Origin of the sequence: Aeromonas sp. 603404 (assembly GCF_049171775.1) — a bacterium.
GTDB classification, from domain to species: domain Bacteria; phylum Pseudomonadota; class Gammaproteobacteria; order Enterobacterales; family Aeromonadaceae; genus Aeromonas; species Aeromonas veronii_A.
Genome location: NZ_JAAKPE010000010.1, coordinates 143,227 through 156,794 on the forward strand (window position 1 = coordinate 143,227; position 13,568 = coordinate 156,794).

Here is a 13,568-nt window from a genome sequence, read left to right on the forward strand (position 1 = left end):
TGATGATTATGCCTACAAATGGCTAAGAAATAAGTGAGTTATCTCTGTGAAAACCTTCTTGAAAAAATATGAAGATGCATTAAGCGCCCTGGCACATGAACATACCCCCACAGGAAGTGACCCACGAGCATTAATTCATCAATGGCTGCACGCCATTGCATCTGACACTGAACTGGCATGCCAATCAGCAAAAATCAACAAAGAAATCATCATCTCGGAACTCACCAAGCATGATTTGATTGCGAGCCCGTCCGAGCTGAAAAAAACTCTGCATTCTCTTGTGGTAAGTCCACCATCAGATAAAAACGTTTTTACTTTTATAGATTTGTTTGCTGGCATTGGTGGTTTTAGAACAGCCCTGCAAAGCCTGGGGGGAGTTTGTACATTTAGCAGTGAATGGGATAAATCTGCACAGCAAACATATCTCAATAATTATGGCGAACTGCCATTTGGTGATATCACAGCTTTCACAAATGATAATATTAGTGACAAGCAGTTGAATACACTGGTCCCTTCACATGATATTCTTGCTGCAGGTTTCCCCTGCCAACCGTTCAGTGGTGCAGGTGTATCAGCTAGAAATGCTGTCGGCAAAGAACATGGTTTCAAATGTGAAACTCAAGGCACTCTTTTCTTTGATGTGATGCGTATTGCATCAGTAAAAAAACCTAAAGTTCTCTTTCTGGAGAATGTTAGAAATATTACCAGACATGATAAAGGTCGAACCTTTGATGTAATCAAAAGGTCCGTAGAGGAAATCGGTTATACATTCAAATATGAACTAATCGATTCATCATCGCTAGTACCACAACGTAGAGTACGTTGCTACATGGTATGCACTCGCAATGATCTGAATATCGACTTCAAATTCCCTGAATTTGACGGTCAACCTCTACCACTCAGGTCTATTCTGGAGCCGACTCCAGACGCAAGATTCACTATTTCTGATGCTCTCTGGCAAGGACATATAAAAAGAACAGAGAGAAACCTTGATAGAGGAACAGGCTTTACAGCCTTTACAGCAAATCTGGATAAGCCATCAAACACACTGGTCGCAAGATATGGTAAAGATGGTAAAGAATGCCTAATTCCTCAGGAAGGTAAAAACCCAAGGCTATTGACACCCAGAGAATGTGCAAGATTACAGGGATATCCTGAAAATTTTGTTATTCCTACAGCAAAAACTCCAGCCTACAAGCAATTTGGTAATTCAGTCGCGGTACCCGTTATCAGGAAGATTGCTGAAAACATAGTAGAGGCCATCATATGAGCTTTGAGGATTTCTGCACAAAATCAATGCGTTATGATAAGCAAAGGGTTCAATGTCAAGAATCCTTTGTCATCAGTTTCAATAATGAGAAAGATGAATGCTTTACCATAAAACCTGAGACGCTGATTGCATTTCTTCAATTCATGTTGGAAAACTACAATCAGATTAAAAATGCTTGGGGCTCTGTCCCAAGCAAAAAAAATAGCTTAAATATATACGAAGAAAAATCATATCGCGCAATTTATGGAAAAGCTTCAGACATCGATGAGTTGAAAAGCATCAGTTCTATAGGTCGCAGCCAAACGAAAGCAATAACAAAAGTAATATCTAAATTCATAGCTTATCTATTAGATGAAGAGTACATCGGCGTTGAATCAAACACTTTTTTTGTTGACTCATATTTAAAGTCGGCATTAGAAAAAGTCGCATCGGGATTCAAAGAATATGAAAATAAAAAATCGCCCTCTTCTTCTACCCCTCAACTAAAAGTGCTTTTCGAAAACTGGCTTGCGAAACAAAACCTTAGCACTAGCACTATAAAAAAATACTCGGAGCAGAGTATTACTAAAGCTGATGAAGTAGTGTCATCTATTGATGAATCACTCCCCAGATTTTATTCTGTTTCAGATGTTGGTATTTGTGAAAAACTAATAAACACCTTACTTAAAAGCGATGTTTGGAAAGATTTAAACACTGCGGGAAATGGGATGTACTCCTCGGGAGTGAAAAAATACGAATTATTTCTCAATCAGTATTTCATAAATAAACCCATCTCCTGTCATAAACCATTTTTACTTTTTGCCGGTATATCTGGCACAGGAAAAACCCGTTTTATTCGTGAGCAGGTCAAGGACTATCCAGGCCAGAAAAATTACTGCCTGGTACCTGTACGACCTGACTGGCACGAACCCTCTGACCTGCTGGGCTATATCTCCAGGATCAGTGGTAAAAAAGAGTATGTATCGACCCCGGTACTGCATTTTATTACCCAAGCCTGGATCCATATTTTCGAGCATATTGGCGAAGTCAGAACCGATGGCAAGATTGGTCTGAGCCAGGAACAACTGGACCATATCCCCCCCTTCTGGCTCTGCCTCGACGAGATGAACCTGGCGCCGGTTGAACAATATTTCGCCGACTATCTCTCGGTACTGGAGACCCGCCACTGGTATACCTCACCCGAACTGACTGCATTTAACGACAAAGAAGGGGTGGACTACGGCTATGTCTACCAGTGCGATCCCCTGCTCAAAGCTGATACGCTTAGCCAGCAACTGGATCAGAACGCGCGTATGGAACTGGCGGAAAAACTGGGACTGGACCTCGATGTTTCACTGCATCAGCAGATCTGGGCCAGCTTCTGCCAGCACGGTATCGCTATCCCCTTCAACCTGATGGTGGCCGGTACCGTCAATATGGACGAAACCACCCACGGCTTTTCCCGCAAGGTGATCGACAGGGCCCTCACCTTCGACTTTAACGAGTTCTTCCCCAACGATTTCGATGCCTACTTTTCACCGGCATTGCAGCCAAAACGGCTGGGTTATCCGACCTGGTCAGACGGACGCGCCATTACTGAAGTCTCCGCACTGGAGCAATACAGTAAAGAGAGCGTCACCTTCCTGAAGGCAGTCAACGGGGTGCTGCAACAGAGCCCGTTCGAACTGGCATATCGCGCCCTGAACGAGCTGATGCTGGCCCTGCTGGCCCATCGCCCCGCCAATACCGCAGAACTGGTCGCCATCTGGGATGACTTTATGATGTGCAAGGTATTACCGCGCATTGAGGGAGATAGCAACAAGTTGCGCAGCCATCAGACTGCTGATAGCGACAAGTCGACTGAGAGCAGCCAGACAGAGTCCAATCTGTTGACAGATCTGGAAAAGGCTTTGGCAGCACAATTTGGTAGTCACTGGGATGGCACACGCCCTGACCTGTTTAACAGCAAGGTGGCTGCCGCCGGTGAAGATTCCGTCCCCGCAGAACCGCCGCACGTCCCCTGCCGCAGCAAGAAGAAACTGGCCTGGATGAAAGAGCGGCTGGCACGGCAGTGCTTTACCAGCTTCTGGCCGTAAGGGGGTTGTGATGGAGTGCCTGTTTACCCTGCAGAGCCGTGACTGGATTTTACGGATCTACGCCAATGAGAAGACGGTTCGGGAACGTTGTCAGCAGTTACAAGCCACCCGCGCCCATCATCAACAAGAGCGTGATAAATCGGGCCTGCTGGCGAGCGCTGGCAGCGATGAGCCTCCTATTGTGCGTTTCTCACAGCCTCTGTCGATTACCCGCGCTGAAGTTGCAGGCGAACCACAGGATCTGGCCGTTGGCAAGGAATTCACCTCTTTAGTTCTGCCCGCGCCTTTGCTGTTTGAAAACTGCTTTTATGAGTTTGAGTGGGATTTTCTTACCCCTGTGAGCGACGACAACGATGCACCTCGACTGGAGCATCATCTGCAGCGGATCTGCGAGTCGTTTCGCTTCAAAAGCAGGCCTGGATCGCAGGAGCAGCAGGGATCGCAGGAGCTGCTGGGGGGATTCAATACCGGCAACGAAGTAGGCACACTTGCACTCCCCTTCTCTTATCAGCCGAAATCGGCTGCAGGAAAAGCCGCTCGCGTTCAGCTGACGCTCTGGTTCGAGGTCTACCCGGTCAAGCTGGATATCCGCCGGGATGTGCCGCTGATCTATCGGGTGCTGGATGAGCATTACCCCTACTGGCGTTTTACCCTGAACAGCGCGACCAGTCAGCAAGGTGGCCGCAGCCAGCGCAAGGCAGAGCCTTTTCCCCTGCTCTGGCTTGCCCATTTTGAAGCCCTGCACAAGGACCTTGAGCGGGGGATCCGCCAGATCATCAATGCGCCCCACAGCAGGCTGCAAAGCAAGACCGAATATCTGCTGGCCGCCAGAATGAAGCGCCCGCCACGCCCGAAGCAGGCCGAACAGATCCGCCAGGATCTGGATAACGGTATCGAGCGCAGATACCGGGTGGAACGTAAACAACTGACCACGGATACCCCGGAAAACCGCTTTATCAAGTTTGTGCTGGAGCGCACCGGAAGGATGCTGCAACAGCTGACCCAACAGGGCGATCGCACCCTGCTGTCCAGGGCCTTTTTTGACCGTCTGAAGGCGTGGAACAAACCGCTGGATCAGGCGCTGGCTCACCCCCTGATGCAGGAGATAGGTCCGGCAGCGGTGTTACAACGCGAGTCTCTGGTACTGCAGCAAAAGAGCGGCTATAGCACGGTTTACCGGGTCTGGCAGCAACTGCGCCTCTATCTCGATGCGTTGGGAAATGATGCCGTGGCCGGCGTGCGCAGCATGGATCAGCTCTACGAGCTCTGGTGCGTGATCGAGGTGCGCCGGATTATCCTGACGCTGGGATTTACCGAGGTGAAAACACCTGCATTTAACTTCACCCGCGATGGCTGGGATACCCGGCTGGCCGAGGGGATGAAGTACTGCTGGGAGTACCTTCGTGCAGCAGACGGTGTAAAGCTCAAGCTGGCCCATGAACCAAGATTTCACAAGACCAACAGGCCGGTTCACTCCCTGCTGGTTCCCCAGAAGCCGGACATTCTGATCGAAGCCACCACTGGCAGCGGCGACACTTTTATCTGGCTGTTTGATGCCAAATACCGGGTCGATAATGGCACTCTCGATGACCCGAGAGACAGGGTGCCCGATGATGCCATCAACCAGATGCACCGTTATCGCGATGCCCTGCTCTATCAGCAACAGGATGACCCGATACCAAGCCGCCCCACCTTTGGCGCTTTTGCGCTCTATCCGGGCTTTATGAGCCAGCAACCCGGAACGAAAAATCCCTATCAGGAGGAGATCGACCGGATTGGTATCGGTGCCTTTGCCCTGTTGCCAGCAGAGGATCACAGCGGCTCTTGCTGGCTGCAAACCTTCCTTGAGCAAAAGCTGGGTAAATCGGGGGAAGAGTTCCGCTATCCAGCCATCCGCTCGGGCCACTTCTATCTGGAAGAGCCCAGCCGGATTGCCACCCTGGGGATGCAACAGGTCCGCCACCATGATCTCACCCTGATCATTCCGACCGCACCGGAAAACAGCCGCTCGGCGAGTTACTTCGATGCATTTCGTGATGGCTCTGCCCGCTGGTATCACACCCCTGCAGAAACTATCGCCACTCGTTACGATGATCAGCTGATGAACGAAATCAGCTATCTGGCCGTAGCTACCCTTGCGGCCGATGGCCTGACGCGTGAGGTAACCCGGGTCTGGCCTGTGCTGACATGCCGGAAGCTAAGAAGGGAACAACTGACCGAAGAGCAGACTGGTACACCGCTGGCCGGGGGGAATGTGAATCTTTACTGGTTGCTGGAGCTGGGGCCCTCTAGTTCATTGCTCCACCCTCTGACACAGCTGAATGCGGCAAGTTTCAGAGCGGCCATGAAACTGACCAGACTGGCAGAATTGCAAGGTGAATTGACCGGGTTTGCGGCACTGCCGGATTATTACGGGGAATTATTGCGCACGCATCCAGCCTGAACACCTTACGGCTATCCCGGCCTGGCCATCGCTCTGCTGGCCAGACCGGGATTACAGCCTCGCATAACCATGAGTAAAAGTGCCGCGATCTGACCCCAAAACCCCGGCTAAATTATCCAGTTGCATAATAACCATGCGGCCTTGCGGTTGTTTAACTGGCCCTAACGTCAGATAATACCGCCCGCCTTCAAACCCCGATAACCCGACTTTCAGTGACGGTAATTGATGACTGAGTACCTGCTTTTATTGATCGGCACCGTGCTGGTTAACAACTTCGTGCTGGTGAAATTCCTCGGCCTCTGCCCCTTTATGGGGGTCTCCGGCAAGCTGGAAACCGCCATCGGCATGGGGCTGGCGACCACCTTCGTGATGACCCTCGCCAGTGCCAGCTCCTATCTGGTGGAGCACTATATCCTGCTGCCGCTGGATATCGCCTATCTGCGCACCCTCGCCTTTATTCTGGTGATCGCCGTGGTGGTGCAGTTTACCGAGATGGTGGTGCGCAAGAGCAGCCCGACCCTCTATCGCCTGCTGGGGATCTTCCTGCCCCTCATCACCACCAACTGCGCGGTGCTCGGGGTGGCGCTGCTCAGCATCAATGAGCGACACGACTTTATCCAGAGCGTGATCTACGGCTTTGGCGCCGCCACCGGCTTCTCGCTGGTGTTGATCCTGTTTGCCGCCATGCGCGAGCGTCTGGTCGCCGCCGATGTGCCCGCCCCATTTCGCGGGGTGTCGATTGCCATGATCACCGCCGGTCTGATGTCGCTGGCCTTTATGGGCTTTACCGGCCTTATCAAGATATAACCATGATCCATATTCTCTTTGCCATTCTGGTGCTCACCCTGCTGGCGCTGGCGTTCGGGATTATCCTGGGCTTTGCCGCCGTCAAGTTTCATGTGGAAGCAGACCCCATCGTCGATCAGCTCGATGCCCTGCTGCCCCAGACCCAGTGTGGCCAGTGCGGCTATCCCGGCTGCAAACCCTACGCCGAGGCGCTCGCCAACGGCGATCAGATCAACAAGTGCGTGCCCGGTGGCGAGGCCACCATGCGCAAGATTGCCGATCTGATGGGGGTCGAGCCCCAGCCGCTGGGGGGCAATGACGAGGCCGCCGTGCCGGTCAAGAAGGTCGCCTTTATCCACGAAGATCAGTGCATCGGCTGCACCAAGTGCATTCAGGCCTGCCCGGTGGATGCCATCGTCGGAGCTACCAAGGCGATGCATACCGTGATTGCCAACGAGTGCACCGGTTGCGATCTCTGTGTCGATCCCTGCCCGACCGACTGCATCGAGATGATCCCGGTGCCCACCACGGTCGATAACTGGAAGTGGGATCTCAATAACGTGCATGTTCCGGGCAAGATTCCGGTCAAGATAGTGGAATAAACAGCGGAGCAACCATGCATTCCTTACTCGAACGTATCAAAGCCGGCACGCTCTGGGACTTTCACGGTGGCATTCACCCCGCCGACAACAAGCTGCAATCAAGCCAGAGCCCGGTGGTAGACGCCGGTCTGCCGCCGCGCCTCATTATTCCGCTGCGCCAGCACGCAGGCCCCGCCGGCGATCTGCTGGTGCAGGTGGGCGACAAGGTCAAGAAGGGTCAGCCGCTGACCCGTTATGCCAAGGGGCGGGTCGTCCCTGTCCATGCCTCCACCTCCGGCACCATCACCGAGATTGGCAACCACACGGTTGCCCACCCCTCCGGACTCGGCGATCTCTGCGTCATTCTCACCCCCGATGGGGAGGATGAGTGGGGCGAGCGCAATGGCAAAGCCGATTACTGGAATCTGGAGCGGGGCGAGCTGCTCGAGCGCATCCAGCAGGCGGGAGTTGCGGGCCTTGGCGGCGCCGTGTTCCCCACTCACAGCAAACTCGACGGCCGCGGCCAACTCACCGAGATCCTGATCGTCAACGGGCTGGAGTGCGAGCCCTATATCACCACCGATGATCGGCTGATGCAGCAATACGCTGACGAGATCATGGATGGCATCCGGGTGCTCAAGCACCTGCTCAAACCGAAACTCACCCTGATCGGGGTGGAAGACAACAAACCCGAGGCGATCGAGCAGCTGACCCGCCACGCCACCGATGAGGATGTGCTGGTCAAGACGGTACCGACCAAGTACCCCTCGGGCGGTGCCAAGCAGACCATCGAACTGCTCACCGGCCGTCAGGTGCCCAAAGGGGGCCGCGCGGTCGATATCGGCATCATGGTGCTCAACGTCGCCACCGTGTTTGCCATCAAGCGCGCCATTATCGACGGCGAGCCGCTGATCGAGCGGATCGTCACCCTCACCGGCGACAGCTTCAAAAAGCCCGGCAACGCCTGGGTACGCCTCGGTACGCCGGTACGCTGGCTGTTGCAGCGTTTCGAGCTGCAACCGGAAGCGGAGCAGCGGGTGATCATGGGGGGGCCCATGATGGGCTTTACCCTGCCCCACGCCATGGTACCGGTGGTCAAGGCAACCAACTGTCTGTTGGCACCGACGCAAGCAGAACTGCCCGCACCCGGCCCGGAGCAGGCCTGCATCCGTTGCAGCGCCTGTGCCGATGCCTGCCCGGCCAGCCTGCTGCCGCAAGAGCTCTACTGGTACAGCCGGGCCAAGGAGTATGACAAGGCCGAGAAGCTCAACCTGATGGACTGCATCGAGTGCGGCGCCTGCGCCTGGGTCTGCCCGAGCGAAATCCCGCTGGTGCAGTACTACAAGATCGCCAAAGACGACATTCGCGAAGCCCGTGCCGAGGCCGAAAAAGCCGAACGCGCCAAGCAGCGTTTCGAGGCCAAGCAGGCCCGTTTCGAGCGGGAGAAAGCAGCCCGCGAAGCGCGCCACGCCGAAGCCGCCGCCCAGCGCCGTCAGACCATGACGGCCGCAGGCGGCGAAGATCCGGTGGCAGCCGCCCTCGCCCGCCTCAAGGCCAAGCAGGATGCGCCCATCACAGCCATTACCGCCACCGCCGAGGGCTTGCCTGACAACAGCGCCGTGATTGCCGCCCGCGAAGCCCGCAAACGGGAAGCGGAGGCGCGCCGCGCCGCTAAACTGGCGGAGAGCGCAAACAGCGAAACAGCCGCTGCGGCGCAACCCGCCGAGGCGGTTGACCTCGCCAGCGATCCCAAGAAAGCGGCCATCGCCGCCGCACTGGCCCGCGCCAAGGCCAAGAAAGCCGCTCAGGCTGGCGAGAGCGCCGAGCCTGTGACTGCCGAAGCCGTTGCTGCCCCTGCGGTAGATGCTGATCAGCAAAAAGCAGAGGTTGATCCGAAAAAGGCGGCGATTGCTGCCGCCATCGCCCGTGCCAAGGCCAAAAAGGCCGAGGCGAATGGCGAGCCGGTAAGCGCAGCCAACGGCACGGTAGCCGACGCAGGCTCGCAAGGCGATGCACCTGTCGATCCCAAGAAAGCCGCAATTGCTGCCGCCATTGCGCGGGCCAAAGCCAAAAAGGCTGCCCAGCTGGATGAGAGCTCTGAGGGCGATCTGACTGCAAATGCTGGCACCAGCGAAGCGGTAGCTACGGAAAACGAAGCGGTCGATCCCAAGAAAGCCGCTATCGCCGCGGCCATCGCCCGGGCCAAGGCCAAAAAACTGGCCCAGCAGAGCGCAAGTACCAGTGCTGAGGTAGAGAGTGCCGCTACTCAGGTAGACAGGGCCGAAACTGAGGGTGAGCGCGTATCGGCTGAGCCGATGCAAAGCGATGCCGCCAGCAGTGAGCAACCACTTGCCGTCGCAGAGGCTCCTGAAGCGAACGCCCCTGCAGCTGATGCCCCGGTTGATCCGAAAAAAGCGGCCATTGCAGCCGCCGTGGCCCGCGCCAAGGCGAAGAAGCTGGCGGCCGAGGCGGCCAGAGCCGCCGGGACCGCCGCTGAAGATGCCCCGTCAGCCGACCGAACAACCACAAGGTAATCGACAGACTCATGTTCAATATTGCGACTGCGCCGTTTGCCCATAACCGCAAACAGACCCGAACCCTGATGCTGCTGGTGATCCTGGCCTGCGTGCCGGGCTTGCTGGCCCAGACCTGGTTCTTCGGCTGGGGCTCCTTTATCCAGATCCTGCTGGCGTTGGTGACCGCGCTGCTGTGCGAGGCGCTGGTGCTCAAGCTCCGTGGCCGCGCCATCAAGCCGGCCCTGATGGATGGCAGTGCGGCGCTCACCGCCGTGTTGATCGGTCTCTCCCTGCCGCCACTGCTGCCGTGGTGGATGCTGGTGGTGGGCACGGCCTTTGCCATCATTGTCGCCAAACACCTTTACGGCGGACTGGGGCAGAACCTGTTCAACCCGGCCATGGTCGCCTATGTGCTGCTGCTGGTCTCCTTCCCGGTGCAGATGACCAGCTGGCTGCCGCCGGAGAGCGTGCGCGCCTACAGCCTCGGCTTTGGTGATGCGGCGTCGGTCATCTTCACCGGCTTTAGCCTCGACGGCTACAGCATGGCCCAGCTCAAGCAGGGGGTGGATGGTCTCACCATGGCAACTCCCCTCGATACCCTGAAAACCGGCCTGACTCAGGGGCTCACCACCGGCGAGATCCTGAGCGGCCCGCTGTTTGAGGGTTGGGGCGGAATCGGCTGGAGCTGGGTCAACCTCGGCTATCTGCTGGGCGGCCTGTTCCTGCTGCAACAGAAGGTGATCAACTGGCGCATTCCCACCGCCATTCTCGGTGCCCTGCTGGCGGCCTCCACCATCGGCTATCTGGTGAGCCCGGATGCGACTGCCACGCCCATGTTCCATCTATTCAGCGGCGCGACTATGCTGGGAGCCTTCTTTATCGCCACCGATCCGGTCAGTGCCTGCACCACGCCGCGTGGCCGACTGGTCTATGGCGTGCTGATCGGGGTGCTGGTCTACATCATTCGCCGCTTTGGCGGCTATCCGGATGCGTTCGCCTTCGCCGTGCTGCTGGCCAACCTTTGTGTGCCGTTTATAGACAGCCTGACTCGCCCGAAAGTGTATGGAGCTCGTCGCCAATGATGTTTCTGCCCTTTTCCCCCATCACAGCAGACGGAGCCCGGACATGTTAAAGAGCATGCGCAAGAACGGCCTTATTCTGGCGATGTTTGCGCTGGGCTGTACCGCGCTGGTGGTACTGACCAACGAGTTGACCAAGGATAAAATCGCCCACCAGCAGCAGCTGGAGAAACAGCAGATCCTCTCGGTATTGCTGCCGGAGGGAAGCTATGACAACGATCTGGTGGCCAGCTGCAAGCAGGTGACCAGCAGGAAATATCTCGGCAGCGATCAGCCGCAGGCCCTCTATACCGCCAGCAAAAATGGCGTGGTAACCGGCTATGCGCTGGAGGCGATCGCGCCGGATGGCTACAGCGGGGCGATCCGCATCGTGGCGGGCTTTGATGCCAAGGGCACCATCACAGCCGTGCGCGTGCTCGCTCACAACGAGACCCCGGGCCTCGGTGACAAGATCGAGCTGAAGAAATCGGACTGGATCAACAGCTTTGCCGGAAAATTCCTGACCCATGACAACGAGCCCCAGTGGGCGGTGAAGAAGGATGGCGGCGAGTTCGATGCCTTTACCGGCGCCACCATCACCCCGCGAGCCGTGGTCAAGGCGGTGAAGAACCTGCTTAAACTGCAGCAGGAGCAACCCGAACTGCTCAGCAACGCCCCGGCTTGTCCGGCGGCGAACTAACGGAGTCGAGCCATCATGAACCAGATGGAACAGATTGAAACGGGCGCAACCCCGCTTGCCGAGCTGGAAAGCCGCAAGGGCGAGCTCAAGGAGCTGATGAGTCAGGGGCTGTGGAAGAACAACCCCTCGCTGGTGCAGGTGCTGGGGCTCTGCCCGACCCTCGCCGTCTCCTCCACCTTTACCAATGCGCTAGGGCTGGGCCTTGCCACCATGGCAGTGCTGGTCTGCTCAAACCTCGCCGTCTCGCTGGTGCGCAACTGGGTGCCGAAGGATATTCGCATCCCGGTCTATGTGATGATCATCGCCTCGCTGGTGACCAGCGTACAGCTGCTGATGAACGCCTACACCTATGGCCTCTATCAGGCGCTCGGCATCTTTATCGCCCTCATCGTCACCAACTGCGTCATCATCGGCCGCGCCGAGGCCTATGCCTCCAAGAACCCGCCGCTGCTGGCGGCACTCGATGGCCTGATGATGGGCCTTGGCTTTACCCTGGTGCTGCTGGTACTGGGCGGCATGCGCGAGATCATCGGCATGGGCACCCTGTTTGATGGCGCCGAGCTGCTGCTGGGCGAGTGGGCCAAATCCCTGCGCGTCGAGCTGTTCCACGCCGATGCCAGCCTGCTGCTGGCGATTTTGCCGCCGGGCGGCTTTATCGGGCTGGGGCTGCTGATCGCCGCCAAGAACGCCATCAACGACTGGCGGGACCGCAAACAAGCCGCTACCGTGGCCCACTGCAACGTTGCCCCGGCTCGCGTCCGGGCGACCGAACTCTGATCGGACGCAAGGCATGAACAACCAGAAACGCAGAGAGATACTGGAGCGGCTGCGGGCAAACAACCCCCACCCCACCACAGAGCTCAACTTCAACTCGCCGTTTGAACTCCTGATCGCCGTGCTGCTCTCGGCGCAGGCGACCGATGTCAGCGTCAACAAGGCGACCGACAAGCTTTATCCGGTGGCCAACACCCCGCAGGCGATGCTGGATCTCGGGGTGGACGGGCTCAAGGAGTACATCAAGACCATTGGCCTCTTCAACACCAAGGCCGAGAACGTCATCAAGACCTGCGCCATCTTGCTGGAGCGCCACGGCGGCGAGGTGCCGGAGAACCGCGAAGCGCTGGAAGCCCTGCCGGGAGTCGGCCGCAAGACCGCCAACGTGGTGCTCAACACCGCCTTTGGCTGGCCCACCATCGCCGTCGATACCCATATCTTTCGGGTCTCCAACCGTACCGGTTTTGCGGTGGGCAAGAACGTGGATCAGGTGGAGGAGAAGCTGCTCAAAGTGGTACCCGCCGAGTTCAAGCTGGATGTCCACCACTGGCTGATCCTGCACGGGCGTTACACCTGTCTGGCTCGCAAGCCCCGTTGTGGTTCCTGTATCATCGAGGACTTGTGCGAATACAAAGAGAAGGTCTATCCAGAAAGCTGATAGCCTCGCAACCGAGATTGAAAGCAGTACACATCACCAACCCGGAGAACTGAGCAATGAGAATTCTGCATACCATGCTGCGTGTCGGCGATCTGCAACGCTCCATCGACTTCTACACCCGCGTCCTTGGCATGAAGCTGCTGCGCAAGAGCGAGAACAGCGAGTACAAGTACACCCTGGCCTTCGTCGGCTACGGTGACGAGAAGGATGAAGCGGTGATCGAGCTGACCTACAACTGGGGGGTGAGCGAGTACGAACTGGGCTCTGCCTACGGCCACATCGCGCTGGAAGCGGACGACATCTATGCCACCTGCGAAGCACTGCGCGCCGCCGGTGCCAAGATCACTCGTGAGCCGGGCCCGGTCAAAGGCGGCACCACCGTCATCGCCTTCGTCGAAGATCCGGACGGTTACAAGATTGAACTGATTGCCAAGAAAGATGCCGGTACTGGCCTCGGTGACAGCTTCTAAGCTGCCCTAATCCCGCTGCTGAATAGCAGGATCAAAAAAGAGCGCATCTGCGCTCTTTTTTATGCCTCTGTCCCGTCCTGAATATGGTTTACACCTTTCCCCCCAATACATGGAGAACCCGATGGGACAAGGGGTGAAACGAACACAGCGCGATTACTCACTGACTTTTAAACTGGCACTGGTCGAGCAGATTGAAAAAGGCGAGCTCAGTTGCCAGCAAGCACAAGCCCGATATGG

General features: G+C 56.6%; 11 protein-coding genes. All 11 read left to right on the forward strand.

Going from position 1 to position 13,568, the window contains the following annotated elements; all coding sequences use genetic code 11:
• Nucleotides 1-46: 46 nt before the first annotated feature.
• The 11 genes from dcm (at nt 47) to gloA (ending at nt 13,331) form a co-directional block, all read left to right on the forward strand.
• Entirely contained in the window at nt 47-1,270 is a 1,224-nt protein-coding gene (gene dcm / locus G5306_RS14370; protein WP_201998049.1) for a DNA (cytosine-5-)-methyltransferase, read from the forward strand.
• The gene (locus G5306_RS14375; RefSeq protein WP_421313047.1) at nt 1,267-3,345 is read left to right on the forward strand and encodes an McrB family protein; all 2,079 of its coding nucleotides are present in this window, start codon (nt 1,267-1,269) and stop codon (nt 3,343-3,345) included. Before dcm ends, G5306_RS14375 begins: the two co-directional genes overlap by 4 nt.
• A gap of 10 nt (nt 3,346-3,355) precedes the next feature.
• Nucleotides 3,356-5,788, forward strand: a complete 2,433-nt coding sequence (locus G5306_RS14380; RefSeq protein WP_421313048.1) for a DUF2357 domain-containing protein — start codon at nt 3,356-3,358, stop codon at nt 5,786-5,788.
• Between the two features lie 225 nt (nt 5,789-6,013).
• Nucleotides 6,014-6,595, forward strand: coding sequence for an electron transport complex subunit RsxA (gene rsxA / locus G5306_RS14385; RefSeq protein WP_005337600.1), 582 nt, complete (start codon nt 6,014-6,016; stop codon nt 6,593-6,595).
• Nucleotides 6,596-6,597: 2 nt separating this feature from the next.
• A complete protein-coding gene (gene rsxB, locus G5306_RS14390; protein WP_335836789.1) occupies nt 6,598-7,176 on the forward strand; it encodes an electron transport complex subunit RsxB in 579 nt (192 codons plus the stop codon).
• Between the two features lie 14 nt (nt 7,177-7,190).
• Entirely contained in the window at nt 7,191-9,689 is a 2,499-nt protein-coding gene (rsxC, locus tag G5306_RS14395; protein WP_421313049.1) for an electron transport complex subunit RsxC, read from the forward strand.
• Between the two features lie 11 nt (nt 9,690-9,700).
• Nucleotides 9,701-10,753 (forward strand): electron transport complex subunit RsxD, encoded by a 1,053-nt coding sequence (gene rsxD, locus G5306_RS14400; protein ID WP_005337606.1) that lies wholly within the window; start codon nt 9,701-9,703, stop codon nt 10,751-10,753.
• 43 nt (nt 10,754-10,796) lie between these two features.
• Nucleotides 10,797-11,429, forward strand: coding sequence for an electron transport complex subunit RsxG (gene rsxG / locus G5306_RS14405; RefSeq protein WP_335862891.1), 633 nt, complete (start codon nt 10,797-10,799; stop codon nt 11,427-11,429).
• 15 nt (nt 11,430-11,444) lie between these two features.
• Nucleotides 11,445-12,206 (forward strand): electron transport complex subunit E, encoded by a 762-nt coding sequence (locus G5306_RS14410; protein ID WP_407704662.1) that lies wholly within the window; start codon nt 11,445-11,447, stop codon nt 12,204-12,206.
• A 13-nt stretch (nt 12,207-12,219) separates the two neighbouring features.
• Nucleotides 12,220-12,861: an endonuclease III gene (gene nth, locus G5306_RS14415; RefSeq protein WP_005350790.1), complete on the forward strand. Its 642-nt coding sequence runs from the start codon at nt 12,220-12,222 to the stop codon at nt 12,859-12,861.
• Nucleotides 12,862-12,917: 56 nt separating this feature from the next.
• Complete coding sequence (gene gloA, locus G5306_RS14420; protein ID WP_005337610.1) at nt 12,918-13,331, forward strand: lactoylglutathione lyase; 414 nt, start codon at nt 12,918-12,920, stop codon at nt 13,329-13,331.
• The last annotated feature ends 237 nt before the right edge of the window (nt 13,332-13,568 follow it).

Coding starts and splice junctions, on each gene's coding strand:
- G5306_RS14375 (WP_421313047.1), top strand. CDS start 1,267: ATGAGCTTTGAGGATTTCTGCACAAAATCAATGCGTTATGATAAGCAA.
- G5306_RS14380 (WP_421313048.1), top strand. CDS start 3,356: ATGGAGTGCCTGTTTACCCTGCAGAGCCGTGACTGGATTTTACGGATC.
- rsxA (WP_005337600.1), top strand. CDS start 6,014: ATGACTGAGTACCTGCTTTTATTGATCGGCACCGTGCTGGTTAACAAC.
- rsxB (WP_335836789.1), top strand. CDS start 6,598: ATGATCCATATTCTCTTTGCCATTCTGGTGCTCACCCTGCTGGCGCTG.
- rsxC (WP_421313049.1), top strand. CDS start 7,191: ATGCATTCCTTACTCGAACGTATCAAAGCCGGCACGCTCTGGGACTTT.
- rsxD (WP_005337606.1), top strand. CDS start 9,701: ATGTTCAATATTGCGACTGCGCCGTTTGCCCATAACCGCAAACAGACC.
- rsxG (WP_335862891.1), top strand. CDS start 10,797: ATGTTAAAGAGCATGCGCAAGAACGGCCTTATTCTGGCGATGTTTGCG.
- G5306_RS14410 (WP_407704662.1), top strand. CDS start 11,445: ATGAACCAGATGGAACAGATTGAAACGGGCGCAACCCCGCTTGCCGAG.
- nth (WP_005350790.1), top strand. CDS start 12,220: ATGAACAACCAGAAACGCAGAGAGATACTGGAGCGGCTGCGGGCAAAC.
- gloA (WP_005337610.1), top strand. CDS start 12,918: ATGAGAATTCTGCATACCATGCTGCGTGTCGGCGATCTGCAACGCTCC.